The sequence below is a fragment of the Spartinivicinus poritis genome (assembly GCF_028858535.1).
Lineage (GTDB): Bacteria > Pseudomonadota > Gammaproteobacteria > Pseudomonadales > Zooshikellaceae > Spartinivicinus > Spartinivicinus poritis.
Window position 1 is genome coordinate 1 of record NZ_JAPMOU010000044.1, and the last position, 18,915, is coordinate 18,915.

At 40.3% G+C, this 18,915-nt stretch carries 15 protein-coding genes; 12 read left to right on the top strand and 3 right to left on the bottom strand.

Annotated elements, in window-relative coordinates; genetic code table 11:
* From ORQ98_RS22925 to ORQ98_RS22950, 6 genes are all read left to right on the top strand, one after another.
* On the top strand, nt 1-1,163 hold a 1,163-nt coding region (locus ORQ98_RS22925; protein WP_274691146.1), incomplete at its 5' end, for a hypothetical protein.
* A gap of 57 nt (nt 1,164-1,220) precedes the next feature.
* Nucleotides 1,221-2,711, top strand: coding sequence for a TolC family protein (locus tag ORQ98_RS22930; protein ID WP_274691147.1), 1,491 nt, complete (start codon nt 1,221-1,223; stop codon nt 2,709-2,711).
* A 20-nt stretch (nt 2,712-2,731) separates the two neighbouring features.
* Entirely contained in the window at nt 2,732-3,538 is an 807-nt protein-coding gene (locus ORQ98_RS22935) for an efflux RND transporter periplasmic adaptor subunit (RefSeq protein WP_274691148.1), read from the top strand.
* A complete protein-coding gene (locus ORQ98_RS22940) occupies nt 3,535-4,890 on the top strand; it encodes an efflux RND transporter periplasmic adaptor subunit (protein ID WP_274691149.1) in 1,356 nt (451 codons plus the stop codon). Before ORQ98_RS22935 ends, ORQ98_RS22940 begins: the two co-directional genes overlap by 4 nt.
* 1 nt (nt 4,891) lies before the next feature.
* Nucleotides 4,892-6,976, top strand: a complete 2,085-nt coding sequence (locus ORQ98_RS22945; RefSeq protein ID WP_274691150.1) for a hypothetical protein — start codon at nt 4,892-4,894, stop codon at nt 6,974-6,976.
* A gap of 184 nt (nt 6,977-7,160) precedes the next feature.
* Complete coding sequence (locus tag ORQ98_RS22950) at nt 7,161-8,114, top strand: inverse autotransporter beta domain-containing protein (RefSeq protein ID WP_274691151.1); 954 nt, start codon at nt 7,161-7,163, stop codon at nt 8,112-8,114.
* 124 nt (nt 8,115-8,238) lie between these two features.
* On the opposite strand, the gene ORQ98_RS22955 is transcribed toward ORQ98_RS22950, so the two are convergent.
* From ORQ98_RS22955 to ORQ98_RS22965, 3 genes are all read right to left on the bottom strand, one after another.
* Nucleotides 8,239-8,529, bottom strand: coding sequence for a MarR family winged helix-turn-helix transcriptional regulator (locus ORQ98_RS22955; RefSeq protein ID WP_180569478.1), 291 nt, complete (start codon nt 8,527-8,529; stop codon nt 8,239-8,241).
* 124 nt (nt 8,530-8,653) lie between these two features.
* Complete coding sequence (gene pncB, locus ORQ98_RS22960; protein ID WP_274691152.1) at nt 8,654-9,844, bottom strand: nicotinate phosphoribosyltransferase; 1,191 nt, start codon at nt 9,842-9,844, stop codon at nt 8,654-8,656.
* A gap of 10 nt (nt 9,845-9,854) precedes the next feature.
* Entirely contained in the window at nt 9,855-10,556 is a 702-nt protein-coding gene (locus ORQ98_RS22965) for a nicotinamidase (protein ID WP_274691153.1), read from the bottom strand.
* 265 nt (nt 10,557-10,821) lie between these two features.
* On the opposite strand from ORQ98_RS22965, the gene ORQ98_RS22970 reads away from it, so the two are divergent.
* The 6 genes from ORQ98_RS22970 to ORQ98_RS22995 all read left to right on the top strand — a co-directional run bounded on the left by ORQ98_RS22970 (nt 10,822) and on the right by ORQ98_RS22995 (nt 18,459).
* A complete protein-coding gene (locus ORQ98_RS22970) occupies nt 10,822-11,556 on the top strand; it encodes an NUDIX hydrolase (RefSeq protein ID WP_274691154.1) in 735 nt (244 codons plus the stop codon).
* 310 nt (nt 11,557-11,866) lie between these two features.
* Nucleotides 11,867-12,025, top strand: coding sequence for a hypothetical protein (locus tag ORQ98_RS22975; RefSeq protein ID WP_274691155.1), 159 nt, complete (start codon nt 11,867-11,869; stop codon nt 12,023-12,025).
* A complete protein-coding gene (locus ORQ98_RS22980; RefSeq protein WP_274691156.1) occupies nt 12,022-13,149 on the top strand; it encodes a TOMM precursor leader peptide-binding protein in 1,128 nt (375 codons plus the stop codon). The genes ORQ98_RS22975 and ORQ98_RS22980 overlap by 4 nt, the downstream gene beginning before the upstream one ends.
* Entirely contained in the window at nt 13,121-14,530 is a 1,410-nt protein-coding gene (locus ORQ98_RS22985) for a YcaO-like family protein (protein ID WP_274691157.1), read from the top strand. Before ORQ98_RS22980 ends, ORQ98_RS22985 begins: the two co-directional genes overlap by 29 nt.
* 10 nt (nt 14,531-14,540) lie before the next feature.
* Nucleotides 14,541-15,359, top strand: coding sequence for a SagB/ThcOx family dehydrogenase (locus tag ORQ98_RS22990; RefSeq protein WP_274691158.1), 819 nt, complete (start codon nt 14,541-14,543; stop codon nt 15,357-15,359).
* Nucleotides 15,360-15,417: 58 nt separating this feature from the next.
* Nucleotides 15,418-18,459, top strand: a complete 3,042-nt coding sequence (locus tag ORQ98_RS22995; protein WP_274691159.1) for a hypothetical protein — start codon at nt 15,418-15,420, stop codon at nt 18,457-18,459.
* Nucleotides 18,460-18,915: the final 456 nt, after the last annotated feature.

Sequence of the window (18,915 nt, forward strand, 5' to 3'; positions counted from 1 at the left end):
TAAATGATGGTAATGGGGGTAATAGCTTGCCTGTGCAAGCCACAGTGAATGTCAATGGGACACCAGCCATTAATAATTTAGCTGGTGATAGTCAAATCTATTTAAAAGGTTCAGGACTTGTTCCCATTGATGCAGGACAAAACGCCATTGTCATTGATCCTGACAATACCCATTTTTCCGGAGGTCAGTTAACCGTACAATTAATTACAGGAAGTGACAGCCGACATGATCAGTTGGCGATTCGTTCAACCAGCAACGCCAATCAAATTAGACTAACTGGTAATACTATTAATTTTTCAGGGGTTACCATTGGCACTTTCTCTGGTGGTAGTAATGGTAATCCTCTGGTAATTAATTTAAATGATCAAGCGACACCAACCGTCCTTTCAACTTTAGTGCGGAATATTGCTTTTATTAACGATACCACCTTGCCAGTACCAGGCAATCGCATCATTCAGTTTCACTTAACCGATGGGCAAGGAGGTTTCAGCTCAAATATTAATACCAATATTGCGGTTGCTAAAACCACTGCCCCGACATTACCTGGTTCAGCCAGTACCATAACAGATGCTGATACTGACCTGTTACCTAAAGAACCTGTAATAACAGACGATGAAGAGCTGACAACTACGACAACAGATGCACAACAACCACTGGATATTGCTACTAGTATTACACCGTCTTTAAGTCAAGCGGACATAGCAACTGCAACACAAGACTATCAATCTATAGGCCACCATAACCCAGATACCACCCGTACAGCTAACAGCTTATTTAACCAAAGCCCAGTCACTGACCAGGAAATAACACAACGCCCCGTTATTATTGCATTTGACAAACCTGCTTTAAGTGCTTCTGAATTTTTAATTATTAAGACAAAAGCAGACAATACAGGGTTATTTGGTTCTTTGGAACATTCCAGCCAATTAAAAGGACAACAGGTAGTGGGTTATAGTGCTCAATTAATAGATGGTTCAGATTTACCTGCTTGGTTTAACTTTAATAAAAATAAAGGCACATTTACTGGATTACCACCAGCTGATGTAGACCAGATTTCATTAAAAGTACAAGTGGAGCTTGCTAATGGTGATACAGTATGGAAAGAAGTCGTTATTAATACCCACACAGGCGAAGTTCACTATCAACAACAAACCGCACAATAATCTACAAATGCTATACTACAGTAATAGATATAGTTAGTTGTTGTCTGTTGTTATGAAATGAATAAAACCATTGTTGTATTAGGTATTTTCATAATATTGAGTGGTTGTAGCATTCATCCTATTCCTATCACTCCTCAGCAACACCAACAACGTTTAAGCCAAGACCAATCAGCATTACAAACTAAACAACAGCCACTCACCCAGCCCCTGGCTTTATCAGAGGCAATGGCCAGGGCTATTCGCTATAATCTTAATCATCGCATTAGCTTATTACACGGAGCACTTTCGGCTAAAGAGTTAAATACCGCCCGTTTTGAGCTGCTTCCAAAACTTACCGCACGAGCTGGTTATAACTATCGATCCAATCTAGATGCATCCTCTAGTGAGTCAATCGAAACAGGCACTGAAACATTAGAGCCATCCACATCCTCTGATCGAGAAATCAGTGAAGCCAGTTTATCCTTCACTTGGAGTGTACTGGATTTTGGCCTGTCTTATGTTCGCGCCAAACAACAAGCTGATCGTTATTTAATGGCTAAAGAACATATCCGTAAGACTGCTCATCAAATTATGTTGGATGTGCGTTCTACCTATTGGCGAACAGTCGCCCAACAGCGCCTGATGAAGCACATCGATAGAGTAATGGCACAAGCAGAAAATGCGCTAAGGGACAGCGAAGTCATCCGTCAAAAAAGACTACAATCGCCTTTTACTGCACTAACCTATCAACGAGATATTTTATTAATTATTCGTGAATTACACATTTTACGAAAAAATGTACTCCCAGCAAAAGCCGAACTGGCAAAGTTAATTAATGTACTACCCAGCAGCAATATTAAAGTGATAGAGCCTGCTGCAAACGCCATGTGGTTACCAGACCCACCTATGTCACTTAGCGAGTTCGAGCAACATGCATTATTGCATCGTCCTGAGCTAATAAACGAAGCCTATAAAGAGCGAATAACTGCCGCTGAAACCAAGGCTGCAATGTTACAACTACTCCCCCATTTAAAGTTACAAACAGCCGGCTATTACAATAGTAATGATTTTTTAGTCAATCAGCACTGGGGGACCATCGGCATTGATGTCAGTTATAACTTACTGGGCACATTTTCCCAGTTGAGTCGACTGAAAGTCGCTAAAGAAAAACAAAACATTATTCGATTAAATCGGTTAGCCATGCATATGGCTGTATTATCTCAAATACACATTGCCTGGCAGGCATATTATCAAGCCATTGATGAGTTTAAAGCAGCCAGTCACTTTAGCCAGATCGAACAGAAAATTGTTCACCATGTGAGAGTCAATGCCAGAAAAAAACGCTTAGGTAAAAATGAATTATTAAGGGCAGAACTCAACCATTTGCTTGGCAAATTAAGACGTGACTTAAGCTATGCAGATGTACACAACACATTTGGTCAGTTACTCGTCGCTTCCGGCATTGATGTACTACCTACAACAATAACAGATAATACCTTAGCTGGTTGGGCAAACGGTATAGAGCAAAAAATGCTTGAATTAGGTGACAAAATAACTTCAGCTGACTGATTAAAACGCGTGAAGGCCATATGCAGTTATTATTCATTCATTCTATTTTTTTTCTGCTAATAACCCATATTAGCCAGCCTGGTATTAATTTCAGTTCAGCTTCAACCACTCTCACTCAAAACCTTACTTACCAGCAACCATTAGCTAATGAAAGTTCTCCTTTATTTCAACAATCCTTAATTAGAGGAATTATCAAGTCTCAACATCAAGTGGTGCTTTCCTCGCAAATAGGCGGCCAAATTACTCAACTACCGCTGGGTATTGGCAAAGCCTTTAAGCAAGGGGAGTTATTAATGCGATTGGATTGTCGTCACTATCAGGCAGAACTTCAGGCAACAAAAGCAAAATATCGGGCCAAACTAAAACACTACCAAAACAGCCAATCACTGTTGAAGCATAATGCAATTGGTCAATTAGAAGTAGCGCTTGCCAAAGCAGAGCTGGATATTGCTAAGACAAGCATTACAAAAGCCAATATCAGTGTTCAAGGCTGTCATATTAAAGCACCTTTTGCAGGTAAAGTTGCTCGACTGCTGGCACAGCCCTACCAAAGTATTAAAGCTGGCGATGCCATTATTGAAGTAATCGATCATCAACATTTATCTGTAGAACTGATTATTCCTGACAGTTTTTATTTCAAAGTCAAGCCAACCACATTACTTATTTTCCAGATTGATGATAGTCCACATCAAATCTCCATCAGCATTACCCAAGTCAGCCCCACAATTGACCCTGTCAGCCAGACCTATCGCGCTTTTGCCCGAATTCATCAACATACTAATAAGCAGCTTGTAGTTGGTATGAGTGGCACCGCTCTAGTCAAATGAACGATATAAATACCGGCATTAAACAACATAGCCCAAAATATATAACAAACTTAACTCGATTAGTTCAACTGGAAAATCAGGTTCGTCAAACGAAGTCAATTAAGGCTCTACAATTTCTTGCAGTTAACCATACCAGACAACTATTGCGTTATGACCAAGCTTTTTTAGTTTTTCGCCACCGGCACCAATGGCGATTAGTGAGTATAGCCAATACAACCGTTGTCGATACACACAGTCCTTTAGCTTGCATCATCAAAGCAATCACTCAATCCCATTCGACTTTTTTTAAACAATCTGCCCTTAACCCTAATATCCAGCAACTTTGCAAGAATACTGACAATAGCTATCGTCAATTAATGATGCCTCACATACTATATCAGCCGATTAAGCTACCAACAGGTAAGCTAGTCGGAGGATTATGGCTTGGACGAGCCCAAAAGCAGTGGCAACCCGCTGAGCAGACATTATTAACTCACTTATCAACAATATATGGACATGGCTTTCAAGCTTTGGGGCTCAAAGATAAACAACTGTCCAGACTTACCCCAAAAAAATACATTGCTTGCTGTATAGCACTAATTTTTCTATTTTGTTATCCAGTCAGTTTAACCATTACTGCTCCAGCTGAAATCGTTGCTCGCACACCAACTATTGTCAGCGCTCCTATCAATGGCGTTATTAAACAGTTATGGGTTAAACCCAATCAATCTGTCGCATCCCAGCAAAAATTATTTAGTTTTGAAACAACAGCGCTTGCCAATCAGTATGCCATTAGCCAACAACAACTAAATCTTGCTTATACCCGCTATCATCAAGCACTACAGATCTCATTAAAAAAATCTTTGGTTGAAAATAATATTGCCCTTTATCAAGCTGAAGCTAAGCTGCGTTTAGCCGAGTCAAAATTTACTCAAGCCCAACTGGATCAAGCTGAAGTAGTAGCCACTCAAGCAGGCATTGTACAATTTTCTTCAGTCAGCGACTGGCAAGGGCGCCCTGTCATCACTGGTGAACAAGTAATGACGATTAGTGATCCTCAAGATGTAATGGTTAATATCTATGTACCAGTAAAAAACCACACCATTTTCCCTGAAAAAGCTCAAATTAAACTGTTTTTAGATGCTGTGCCTTTACAACCATTGCAGGCAACCCTACAGCAGGTCAGTTTTACAGCAGCACCACACCCTCTTGCTGGTTTAAGCTATCAGCTCTCAGCTTCATTGGACAATAAACACACAAAAGCGCAAATTGGTTTAAAAGGTACCGCAAAAGTTTACAGCGAGCCAGTATCACTGTTTTACTATTTATTCAGGCGGCCAATTACAGCTATAAGACAGTATTTGGGGGTTTAGTATGCAAGCTCTCTGCTTACGTCAAGACTTGCAACTTTTCCGCGGCCCTGAGAGTATCAACGGCGAGCCTAGTTGGTCACTATATGATCCTGCTAAAAATCAATATTTTCGCATTAGCTGGCGAACTTATAATATTATCCAGCAACAGTTTTATTCTGCTCCCTCTGCAACAATCAACCTACACAAAAATGTTCAAACAACCACTGATGAAATTAACCAAGTTAAATCTTTTTTAGTTAAACACCAACTGGTTACTGACTCGTATCAAAACTACTCTCCCACTAACAGTAACCCTTTAATCCAACTATTAAAGCATTATTTATGTTGGCAAATCCCACTATGGCAGCCAGACCGCTTTATTAATACTTTATTACCTTTGGTAAAAAAGCTTTTATCACCTTATTTATTGTATTGCTGGTTGATAATGACCTTTATTGGCAGCTTTTGGACGTATAAGCAATGGGATATTTTTGTCAATAGTTTTTCCTACTTAACTCAACCAACTGGCATCGTGCTATTTATTCTATGTTTGTTATTTACAAAATTTGCCCATGAGCTAGGTCATGCTTTTGCAGCAAAATACTACCAATGCAAAACTAACAGTATTGGTATTGCCATTATTTTACTATGGCCACGTTTTTACACTGATACCAGCCATAGCTGGCGCTTGGTTAAGCGCAATCAAAAAATAGTTATTGATGGAGCAGGGGTATTAACTGAGTTCTTTATCGCCGGCTTAATGATCTTCTTGTGGCACTTTTTACCAACCGGTCCACTGCAAAACTGTGCAGCTTTTATTGCGACTAGCGGATTAGTATTAACCTTGATCATTAATTTAAACCCTTTTATGCGCTTTGATGGTTACTATATACTCTCTGATTGGCTTGCTATTGACAACTTACAAACTAAAGCATTTATTTGTGGTAAGTGGTTTTTACGGAAATTCTGTTTAGGGTTAACTACTCCTTGCCCGATTCAACTCCCCCTCCATACTGTTCGTTTACTTGTGCTTTATGCCTGGCTAACCTGGTTTTTTCGTTTAATCGTATTTTTTAGTATTGCTTTGTTGGTTTATTCTTTTTTCTTTAAGACATTAGGCATAATTTTATTTTCACTTGAAATTTACTGGTTAATTTTACGCCCAATTTTTTCTGAACTAAAACAGTGGTGGCAGCTGAAGCAACTTGTCAAAAAAGAACTTATCAAGAAACCACAGCAATGTTTGTTGCCTGCCACCATTGCTATCATTGTCTTGATATTATTAGGCTATCCTTTCAGTTGGCCTACATTTATCCCTGCACTCTACCTTCCTCAGCAAAGCCAACAACTGTATACCTTTACTGCTGGAAAAATCACTGCCATACATGTCAATCATCAACAATCAATTACTGCTGGAACCCCTATTCTTACCTTAGAAAACCCTCTATTAAGTCATCAGATTAATGTTAGCCAATTGAAAATCGGCCATCTTCAAGAACAGTTACGTCAAACCATTGGCACAGATCAGCTATTGTTTAATCGTACCCTACTTTTAAAACAATTAGCTCAAGCAAAGCAACAGCTAGATGGTTTACAACAAAAGCGTGATTTACTTGTTTTAAAAGCACCCTATACAGGCACAGTTTACTGGCATAACCCTGCTCCACATATTGACCAATGGGTAAACTCTCAAAATGCTTTAGGTCGACTTATTACGTCAAAACATACCTATTTAACGGGATACAGCATAGCAACAACGCTCAATCAACTAAGTGACACTAAGTCAGGCATATTTTACCCCGACATACCTGAACTCTCCCCAATAAGGGTAAAATTACATCAAGTCAGCATTATTAATTCCCCCTTCCTTGAGCACACTTTTTTTCAATCAATATTTGGTGGCCCTATCGCGGTACGATTAAATCCGAATAACCAAGCTGTACCGGAGCAGCCTATTTATCCTGTCACCTTTCAAGCAATAGAATATCCTAATTACCCTACCCAGATGATTAATGGCACAGTAAAAATTGATGGTAATGAACAAAGTTTAATCACTCGAATTTATAATCAGATCTTCGCTGTTTTAATTAGAGAGTCTGGTTTTTAAAAAAACGATTATTATTTGACCACACTCCTTCTTTTGACTAATCATTTTATATTGCGTGAAATCAGTCAAACTTTTATAGTGCGGTTTTACATAGGATAGCTACCCAAACACATAAGCTATACACTCTTCGCAAATGGCTTACATAGCCAAGGCGAATAAGTAGTAACCAGGAAGTTGGCGTAATATGATCAAAAATAAAGCATTACTTATCTTTAGCGTTAGCACCACATTATTTTGTATTAATAGCTATGCAGAAGAGTCAGCCGAAACCAATAATAAATGGGATGGCTGGTTATCAGGTGAAGGGGCTTATACTGATGGTAGCTCGTTTGGCGACTTCAATTCATTTATTCCGCTAACCCAGGATGACTCAGGCCTTTCTTATTTAAATATTCTGGCTGAAGCTGACGATGACTTTGCAGAAGGGCAAGCTGGTTACGGTTACCGGCAAATTATTAATGAAGACTGGGCAATCGGTGGTTATGGTTTTCTTGGCAATAAACGCACTGAACATAACAACAATTTTTACCAACTAAACTTTGGTGCTGAAGTAGTTTCATTTGACTGGGATTTTAGATTTAATTTCTATATTCCGATAGGCGATAAAGAAAAAGAAGTCAGTCGCAATGCAGCCACTAACCAAATTCGAAAAGAATTTGCCTATCACGGTGCTGACTTAGAAGTAGGTTATCGGCTCCCTTTTTGGGATGAAACTGATGATAGTCAAATGCGCATTTATGGGGGAAGTTATTATTTTGATGCTGATGGCGCCGAACACATTGCTGGTGGTCGAGTTAGACTGGAATATGACATTGCCAATATCGTTAGCAGTATTCCTGGTAGTAGCATTACCTTAGGTGCAGAATATCAGCATGATAATGTCAATAAAGAAACTAATCTATTGACCGCTGCCTTCACCGTACCGTTTGACTTTTTCAGAAGCAATAAACAAAGTCAATATAACAGCTTAAGTCCTTTGGAAAAGCGCATGAGCCGCATTAGATCAAGGCGTGTTAGTGTAACAACCAGTGTGGAAACAGACCCTCTCACTACAGTTACTGAGCCAGCACCACCTGTAGTCGTCCCTCCACCGTTACCAGAGCCAGAACCAGAGCCTTTGCCAGATGAAGCGCCCTGATATAGATTGATTAAAAGCCCTATTACATTTAGTGATAGGGCTTTTTAATTTGTTGTTGAGAATATATAGATACTGGTTTGACCAGACCACAAGACAATCTTCTGCACCGAGAGAAGCATTCAGGCTAAAGCTTTTTCAAAATATTGCGTCCTTTTGCTGTGAGATAAATCAACTTAAACCTTTTATCTTTAGCATCTTGCTTCACACGAATCAGCTGCTCATCTGGATTGCCTGCCCTCCCCTCTTCTAGCCGCCGAATTGTGGTGGCTACATTTTTTTCGCCAACCTCCATTCGTTGAGCAATTTCAGATACAGAGCTACCTTCATTGTCTCCAATTGCAGCTAAAGTAGCGAGGGTACGTACGGTAATACGAGGGTATTTAAGTGACAGGTTGATTACTTTTTTAGTGTTCATAATTGGCACTTCTATTACGGATATAAGTACCAATAAGCATGGCATGAAATTGTACAATATCAAGGTTTGAGCCTTCTAAAACCCGCTTTTTGCAAGTAAGTAGGTACTCAAACCTCTTATAGGATTAAACGGTAGGTCCGTTATAATGAAAAACCTGCTTTAAATACTCTACATAGGTTGCATCTTGGCACATAGTTTTACCTGTACTGTCCGATAATTTCGCTACCGGCTGACCATTACACTCAACCATTTTGATAACAATGTTAAGACTTGGGCAGCCTAAATCATTAGTTAGGTTAGTGCCAATACCAAAGCTGACATTTATTCTATTGGTAAAATGCTGATAAATTTCAAGCGCTTTTGGAATATCCAGGCTATCACTAAAAATGAGCGTTTTACTACGTGGGTTAATACCTAACCGTTCATAATGTGCAATCGCTTTTTCACCCCAAGTAATCGGGTCGCCAGAGTCTTGCCTGATACCGTCAAATAATTTAGCAAAATACATATCAAAATCACGCAAAAAAGCATCCATACTAATCACATCGGTTAATGCCACACCCAAATCACCACGGTATTCTTTTACCCAAGCATCCAGGGCTGCCTTCTGACTATCAATGAGCCTAACGCCTAGTGCTTGATGCGCCTGCAACCATTCATGAGCCATGGTGCCTATAGGTGACAGCTCTAGCTCACGGGCAAAATCTACATTACTGGTGCCAACTAAATATTCACCCAACTCATGCTTTAAAATGTCAACCACCTCAAACTGCCATTCTCTGGAAAAACGGCGACGGGTACCAAACTCAGCCAAACTAAAGCCCGACAAATCTATTTTTGTTGCTGCCTGCTTAATCATTTTTATTTTTTCATAAAGGCGGCGGCGTCCTTCGTTATAATCCACATCAGAATATTTATTACGCGCAACTACTTCACTGATGATGGCTAAAATATAAATTTCAAAATGGGTAATGTGAACCCATGGCCCATGAACGGTAATTGCTAACTGACCATCTTCAATAAATACTCTTACATGCTTAGGGTTTAACCGAAATAAGCGCAAATAGTCGACATAATCTTTTTTTATATACCGCAATTTTTTTAAATAGCGCAGTTCATCTTCACGAAAATACAATTCAGATAAAGCCTCTACTTCGTCCCGTATTTCATGAAGATACGGCCTTAAGTCAAAGTCACTACGACATTTAAAGCGTACCACAGCATCCGCCTCTGGATACTGATGCAACATCGCTTGTTGCATAGTGAATTTATATAAATCGGTATCCAAAGGTGTTTTAATAATTGATCGGGACATGGGCTATTCCTTACTGGCTGTTTTTAACTTGTGCTGCAGACTTTATAAGTAAAATGCCCGCTTGGTGCATATCATTAAGCGCTTCGTTAATACTGTTTTCAGCTATTCCTCGACAAGCAGCCAAATTAACGATTACCTGAAAATTAGCTTTAGCCAACTGCAAAGCCGTTGTTTTAACACAATAATCCAACGCCAAACCACCCACCAGTACAGTTTGCACCTTATTTACCAACAGGTATTCAATCACGCCTGTACTTTTAGTATCTGCCAAATCATGATAACAAGCACCATAAGGATGCATATCTGGCTCAACCCCTTTCCATACAAAAAAGTCGTAAGCAGTCACTTCTGGCAACCCTTCAATAAGTGTAAACCCTTTTGTTCCTGGTACTGCATGAAGAGGCCAATGGATATCCACATTTTTCCCCTTGACCGGGCTTAGCGGAGGATGGTTCTGATCAGCAACCCAAACCGCATGGGGTGAATGAGCATCTTTAGAGCCTAAGCGGTAATGTGCTAACTCAGCCTGCTGGTTAAGCTCTGTCACAATTTCATTACCTGCTGGCACAGGTAACTCATCAGGACAAACCGGTGTAAAGCAATTTTGTGCATCCACATCAAAGGAAGCGACCGTGTGCCTTGGCCCGATGTTAATAGCCGCTGTTGTCACTACTGCAGACTTATCAATTGTCTTCTCAATAGAGTTAGCCATGCCCCACCTTCTTAAAGAACTTAATTCACTAACATAATGAATTAGATTCTCTATCAAGTCAAGTAGGCTTGTTATTTTTTTGATCAAATCCTGGGGAATTGGTTTAAACCGTTATAGCTAAAGCATCAAAAGGTTATAATCACAATGCAGTACACGGTGAGTGATAAGACCTCATTCGTCAGATACAGCAAAACTTGCAGTAATCAAAATTAATGGTATAAACACAGCAGTATTAGTGTGTTGACAACAAGTTGCTTTGAAAACCATGGTTGATCACTCCCAACTGACAGAAGCTGAATATCTTGCTCAATACAATGTTCAAGATTTTGATGCACCATTATGTACTGTGGATGTAGTACCGTTTCGATTTCATAACCACCGGCTCCAGGTACTGACCTGTTTACGCCATCAACACCCTGCGAAAGAACAATGGGCGTTGCCAGGAGGGTTTATTGATATTAGTCAGGATGACAATTTAGATACTACTGCTCAACGCAAATTAGCTGCCAAAATAGGCACGGAAGCGCCCTATCTAGAGCAAGTGCAAACCGTTGGCAATCAACAGCGAGACCCCCGTGGCTGGTCAATTACTGTTGTGTACTATGCACTCTTTCCTGGCTCTGCTGCCAATCAGGTATTACTCCCTGATACCCGTTGGTTAACGTTGCAAGGCAATACGGTGGGACAGCTGTTAGCTTTTGATCATAACCAATTAATATCAGTCGCGTTAGAGCGCCTACAAAATAAAGTACAATATACTTCTCTACCCGTTTATTTATTACCAGAATGTTTCACCCTAGCCGATATCAGTGATGTATTTTTGGCTATTCTTGGCAAAACACCTCCCATGCGCTCAATCCGCAATCGGTTTTTAAATGAGGATTTATTAGAAGATACGGGTGAAAAACGCTATGGTAGCAACCGCCCCGCTACATTATACAGGCTGAAAAAAACGGCTGTTGCTCAATTTTATAATCGGCTATATCACACAACTCAGTAATTGAGGACAGAGCTTACAAGCTATTCCACCAATGTCGTATATACACTCAAAACACAAAGTGCTAACACTATATAGGCTGCGCTAGTTAGTTATAATTAGCGTGTCTTTTTGAGAGACATTTATATCAGCAGCCATCAAAGCAGTGTAAAGCTGTATCATCTCCCAAAAACTGCATAATAATTTGAAGAAATTATTACTGCAATGCTGTTTAGACTAACCCTACTCGTAGTCATATTGTTGTCAGAGATAGATCAGCAGTCTATAAGTGGTATAGCCACTATCTGGCACTACACAAAACAAGGATAAAGCGATGGAAAATAATATCGAAAAGGATTTTCACAAAAAACTAGATGATGATTTATTTGAAATTACAGTCCTTCAAGAAAACACCACACAACATGCAGTAGCTGATATTACTGTACCTTGTGGTGCTGGCTGTAACTGCTCAAACAATGACAACCCCCAATGAAACTTTCATTCAATAGACCGCAGTTAAAGCGCTTTTTAACGGTCTTCCCACTCGCTAATGGCGGGTGGGGTATCCGTGGTGGAGATGAAGACATAACCCAGATCAGGGCAAAATCTGAACAAGCCTCTGCAGCCATTAGCGAAGTGCTTTCATTGCTGACAGGTCAATATGATCAAACTACCCTGCTAAACATTTTACAACAACGTCAGATTGATCCATCAACAGCCATAGCGCTGCTTCAACATTTAGATAAATGTACGCTGCTTGAAGAGGGCCATAGTTATTCCCGCGCGTCTGACTTGCCAAATGCTCATCAAAATCAATTACTATTTTTTTCACGCTTTGCAACAGATGGAGGGCACGCTATGCAAAACAAGCTGAATAATGCCCATGTAGCTATTATTTACAGTCATGGCGTAGGTACGGCAATGATCAGTCTGCTGCAACGCAGTGGTATTGGTTCTATTTCAGTATTTTGTGAAAATCAAGATGATATCACTACCCTACAAAATACCTGGCCAGCCCAACCAGATTCAGATAGCCTGGTGACATTTTATCCACTTGATCGACAACAACTATTTCCTAACGCTTTTCAAAGTCTGCCTGTCCAGGATCAACCCAATTTATTGATTGTTTGTCGAGATGCGCAAGACCCTGCGTTATGTGAAACCATTAATCAATATGCATTAACCCATGGTTTAGCATGGCTATTAGTTCAAGTAGATAATCATCAACTGGTCTGCATTGGCCCTTTATTTTTACCAGGTGATTCCGCCTGTTATAACTGCTATCAAGGACGTATCTTAGCTAATTTACAATTTCCTGACGAATACCGAGATTTTCAAAACCATTTACGCCAGCAACAAACGACTGTTCAAGCTGTCGGGCTAACTGCACAGTTTGAAATGATTGCCGGTGTTGCTGTTACAGAAACAATAAAGTGGTTGACTCAATATAACGATGCCAACCTGGTTGGACGGTTATTAATATTGGATAGCGATACCTGGTCAAGCCAAATACACGATGTGTTGCGATTACCTCACTGCCAGTGTCGTGTAACAGGACCTTCACATTTTCCATGGAAAGAGGCCAATTATGCAAAACGTTTGGGATCGCAATCCTGAAAATACGGACCCGCGGCAAGCCCCAGATGCTTTGATTGACTTACAGGATGTTCCTCCATCTGACCCAGCCCAAACTATTCGCCGTGCTGCCCCTTTAATTTCTCCACGTACAGGCATTATTCGTACTATTAACCAAGGAGTTTTCTGTCCGGGTGACCCTGAATGTTTTTCTTTCGGGGTAACTACTTGTGATATTTCCCAGTTTACCAACCAGGCAAATACCAGTAAGGCAGGTGGTGCTGGCCTCACCCTGGAAGCGGCGTTAGCAGCTACCATAGGTGAAACCGCAGAACGTTATGCCATGTTATTTTACAACCAGGATAATATGGTTTTAGACTCCGCCAAAAATTTAAAAGATAAAGCCGTTGCACCGGCCTTGATGAGCTTATTATCACCTCAGCAATTAGCCGCTCGCCCGTCAGCTACTCAGTATTTTGATGAAAATACCGTCATTCGCTGGGTTTGGGGCTATTCGCTGACTCATCAATGCTGGCGCCTAGTGCCCGCCTCGCAGGTTTATATGAGTTATCAACCTGGGCCAGATGAAGCACGTATTGAGTCCAACGCCTCCAGTGGCTTATCAGCTTCTTCCAGTTTTGAAGAAGCCACTTTGTCTGGTTTATATGAAGTAATCGAGCGTGACGCATTTACGATTGCCTGGCTGCATCGACGAATTAAACGACAGGTAACTACTAAAAATAACCCTTTAGACTCACTGTTAAATCAACGCTTTCACGCTTCAGATTCGCAAGTCAATGTTACAGTGTATGATATAACACTGGATATTCCCGTACATTGTAGTTGGGTAGTCATGCGCCGCCCTAGTGAGTTTGGTCCTGTGATTGCTGTTGGCTCTGCTGCTCGCTTATCACCACAGGCAGCAATGACTAAATCAATTCTAGAAATAGGCCAAACGATGTCCTACCTGCGTTATTTACGTCAGGAAGATGAAGACTGGCAACCTGCCAGCAATTTTTCAGACATTACTTCATTTGATAAACATTGCAGTCTTTATGTTAAGCAACCTCAATTAATTAATGACACTCTGGCAAGCTTGCAAAGTTCAAAGCAATCTATAAACGCCTCCACACTAAAAGATCAAAGCACAGGCAGCGTAAAAGGTGATTTATTAAAAGTAGTGGTTTTTTTGGCCAAGCTTGGTTATGAGACAATTGTCGTTGATATTACCACTGCCGATATCGCCCAGGTTGGACTACGCGTGGTTCGTGTTATTGTACCAGGGTTAGTGCCTTTGCATGGTAATCATAACTGGCCTTTTTTAGGGGTTAACCGGTTATTTACTATCTCGCAAGAAATGGGCTGGAGCAGTGTACCTACTAATCCAGAATTATTAAATCCTCTGCCTCACCCATTTCCATAAGGAGAAATTCATGGATGTTATTAAGCGTGAATTGCGTAATAAAATTGGTAGTAATTCTCGAATGCCTTTAAAAAACGACTCATTGTTATGTGAGTTGTTCCATGAAAACAGTAAGTTTACTGCTACCTCAGCTAAACGTGCCGGCAAAGCAATGCAAGCATTAAACCACAAACCTGAAGTATTATCGATGATGAGTCAAAGCTATAAGGTTTACAGTTTAGCGCCTAAAATAGCACTATCACTGCCAACGCCAAATAATAATTTGGAAAAAACCATTGTTAAACGTCGCTCTCTTAGAGAATACTCAGGCGAATACATAACCCTAGAGCAGTTAACTCGTTTATTGTATTTTGCTTATGGCCGAACCAGTGGTGAGCAATTTAGAGCAGTAGCCTCTGGCGGGGCACTTTATCCACTGGAAATATATAGCATTGTTTTTCGAGTAGCAGGACTAGAGCAAGGTATTTATCATTATGGGGCTGATAACCATGTGCTGCATAAAATAAAAACTGGGAGTTTTTCTAATGAATGCAGACAATGTATTTTTATGGATGAAACAGGCGTACAAGTCGATACTGCTAATGCAATAATTATTTTAACTGCATTATTTGAACGCAGTACAACCAAATATGGTGATCGAGGCTACCGGATGACATTAATGGAAGCCGGTGAGGTAGCACAAGCCATTAGCCTGAAAGCCGTTGATGAAAACCTTGGCTGCTGTTTACTGGGTGGATTTTTGGATGATAAAGTAAATCAACTGATTGGTATTGATGGAACAGTAGAGTCCACATTATTACCCATCGTCATTGGCACCCCCAACAAATAGATATATAAAAATACAGAAATCGGTGGCCTTATAATCTAAATAACAGGAAGCCGCATTAATGACTCACCCCACAATGACAGCAGCTGATATTATCTGCACCCATATTCTAGACCAACAGTTAAATAGAGTCACACAACAAACAGCCCATGTATGGCTGCAAGGCCATCAGAGTCAAGCCAGCTCATTATTAGCGGTCATTTGCCAACAGGCTCGTAATAGTGGTGCAATTTCACTTTGGAGTACAGGTAATAACCATCTCAAACATCCTTGGAATGTAATTGCTCAACTTGTCATTGAATTAGTGTTGCGACTGGAAACCACCCAACCCGAATTAATTACGCGTTATGGGGCAGTCATATTAACGTTGGCCCCCCAATTAAAAGACTTATCGGCATTGCAAGGTAAAACAGGTTACCGTGCCCTCCTCGCTGACTTTGTATTGCAGAATAATTCAGATGCACTTATACAGTTTTATCGTAAACGTGAAATTAAACCACGCATCCAAACCCAACTGGTTAAATTTATTTTTGATGCAGCTACTGCAGTTGCTCATGAAACTGGATTGCCATTATTCATTTGTATCGAAGATTTCTCTCAAGTCGATTCACTATCAAAACAAGTACTGGATTTATTAGTTCATCTATCAGAGACCGTACCACTGCATTTATGGGTATGTAGCCAAGCGTTACCCGATACTGCCAACGCAGCTAGCTGGCAACTGTTGTATAGCCATGTTCACTCAACCTATAATAATGACACAACGAGTGTCGACCACTCTATTCTAGCCTTATTCAATTTTATATATAGTCCTTTACCGGTTCATACCATAAATAATCTATTGGGTTATGATGCAACAGCAGAGGTACAAACTCTATGCCAAACAGGTTGGTTAAGAGAAGACAAGCGAGGCTTGTGTATTGCTCACCAGGGTATTACCAATAAGATAAAAGAGTTGCTTATGACCACTGTTAATAACAAACAGCAAGCTTTTTATGCAACTTTATTAGAACAGCAAAAAAATGAGCCAACTGGTTGTGAAGCATTTTATTACGCCAGTCAGTTAACTCACTTCCTATCTGTTACTAAAGATTTCAAACAAGCCAATAATGACAATCAACAATCACTTAATAACCTACAATTACTTAAAGCCCAAGCAGCAATGCGTGCTTTATGTTATTCATGGAATTTAGCTGATTACCCAACGGCTAGGTATTATGTAGACTGCGCTTTAGCTTTATTCAATGAAAATAAATTATCAGATCAGCAGAATAGATTGCTGCTACAAGGTTTGCTAGCTTATGAAGCTGACGATCACCAGGAAGCCCACCAGAGCCTGGAAAAAGTGCTTGCAGTAGAAAAAGATGCCTTAGCCCAAACAAGATGGCAACATTTATTAGGTCACAACGCTATTTTTGGTTCTGGTGATTACCCTTTAGGTTTAGATTATTTACAAGCAGCCTTAAATGGCTATGAAACAAAGGGTGAAGCCAACCATGCTATTTATGTGCGTAACAGTATGGCTTTTGGATTATTTCGTAGTCGCAGTGTAAATGATGTCATTAATTACGAAAAAGAGGTTTTACAACTGGCTCGCTCAACGACTCGTAGTGATTTATTTATAGACAGTATTTTGCAATTAAATCTGGCTCGGGTACATACAGTCAATAATGAGTTACAAAGTGCCCTCAATTATCTGCAAAATGCCATTGCAGGCGATAATGGTGATTTATCACCTCTATTACGAATGGTATTTCATGCTAAATTAGGCCACCTGAATTTTGCCCTAAAACAATACCCTCAAGCAGTCACTGCATTTTGGCACTGCCTGGAGTTGGCTCGCTGCCAATCTCTCGAAGGTACTACAGAGCGCTTGCTACCCAGCTTAGGCGAGTTATTTAAACGTTCCGTCGATTCATTAAATACCCAATTGATATTACGTGATCGACTAGCACTTGCTTACATACATTTTAACTTAGGGCTTGCTTGCAAACAGGCTGGGCTTCAACCAATCGCTGAAGCCTGTCAGCGACAAGTAGTGCATTTATTGCAGCCGATCAACTCCAAGCTGAATGACCAAATCAACAGGGTATTTGCTGAGTCAACCAAAGTCGCTGGCACAACCCATACTATGCATGCCATTGCCCCCCCACTGCAATCCAAACCAACTGATATAGCAGCACAACTGCAGCAGTCTCCAATGACAGAAGCTATTCATTACCAGCAACTCTCTAACGGTATCATTAACAAAGCCGTTGATCTCCTACTAAACAAGCAAGCGATTGCTTGGGTACGCCAAAAAACAGCTACTCAGGCAATGGATACTCTGGTATTGTTTGATGCACAAGCGCCCCTTTGCTTAGAAGTATTGAACAACAGTCTAACTAGCCAACCACATAAACAAGGATGCCTGGTCATAGCACCTGGTGATCATTGGTTTTCTGAGCCCGTTGAACCATTGCCCTGGGTATTACAAGAACGCACCTTACTCAGTGAGCACCGAGCCAAACTACCTGGTCTACAACCAATTAGTATGTTGGTTCAGGCTCTTAATCCCGATTGGGACACTGAATTATGGGAGCTTGCCCAAGCATACTACCAGCGTAGTGGCTACCCATTACTTGGGGTTGCCTCTTTTAGTCTTGCTGCTCATGATTTAGTGACACAAACGGATAGCATCATTGGCCAGTTTTTAGAAAGCAATTTAACCTCACTGGTGTATAGTGACTACTGGATTAACAAGCGCTTTAGTAATGATGCTGCAGAAAACCTATTGCTATTGCGCCCTCGCACCTTCCAAAGTGTTCATATACAGCTAGTGGAGAATAGCCATAACCAGCGTATTTGCTTAATTCATAGTAATGCTAACGCAGGAAGTAAAAAGCAACTCTCCGTTGCGGCCGCATTGGCCCCCATATTTCCTCTGTGTGATGGAGCTCATACCATCGTAGCAATTGCAACAGCAATGAAGTCACAAATACCTGAACTAACAGCCAATAAGCTGTGTTATTTTTTTCGTACGTTACAACAGCAACAAGTCATCTATTTTGTACACACAACACAGCCATTACAGAATAAGCCAGCTTATGAACCTACTTTATAAAGCCCTAACGTTGGATAATCTCTTGGGGCTCATGAGACAAAAAACTATGCAACATTAGGGTAAAGCCTCTCGTTGTGTTTAAAAACTTTATTCTGTGTTGTATTAGCGTACTAATCACAACTCATTTTTAAGTTTCACTCACGACTGATACTCATTTTTTATAATCTGTGACTTTCTTTAAGGATACACTGAGATTTTTCTATTCTTAAAAACGAAATCTACTACGAACAATATGATACAAATTAGCCCACCAAAATTAATAGTTACCAAATAATAACCAAGCGTTTATCACAGAATGCACAACTCCTCCAAGTAAAGCCACTTTAGGTTAATAACTGCACATAAATACCCTGTTTACTCAGGCATAATAAAACCCTAGAAATACAGCAAAACTTTTGATTGAAGCGAATCTAACTAATACTGATAATAAGTTCATAATTTATACATTACTAAGAG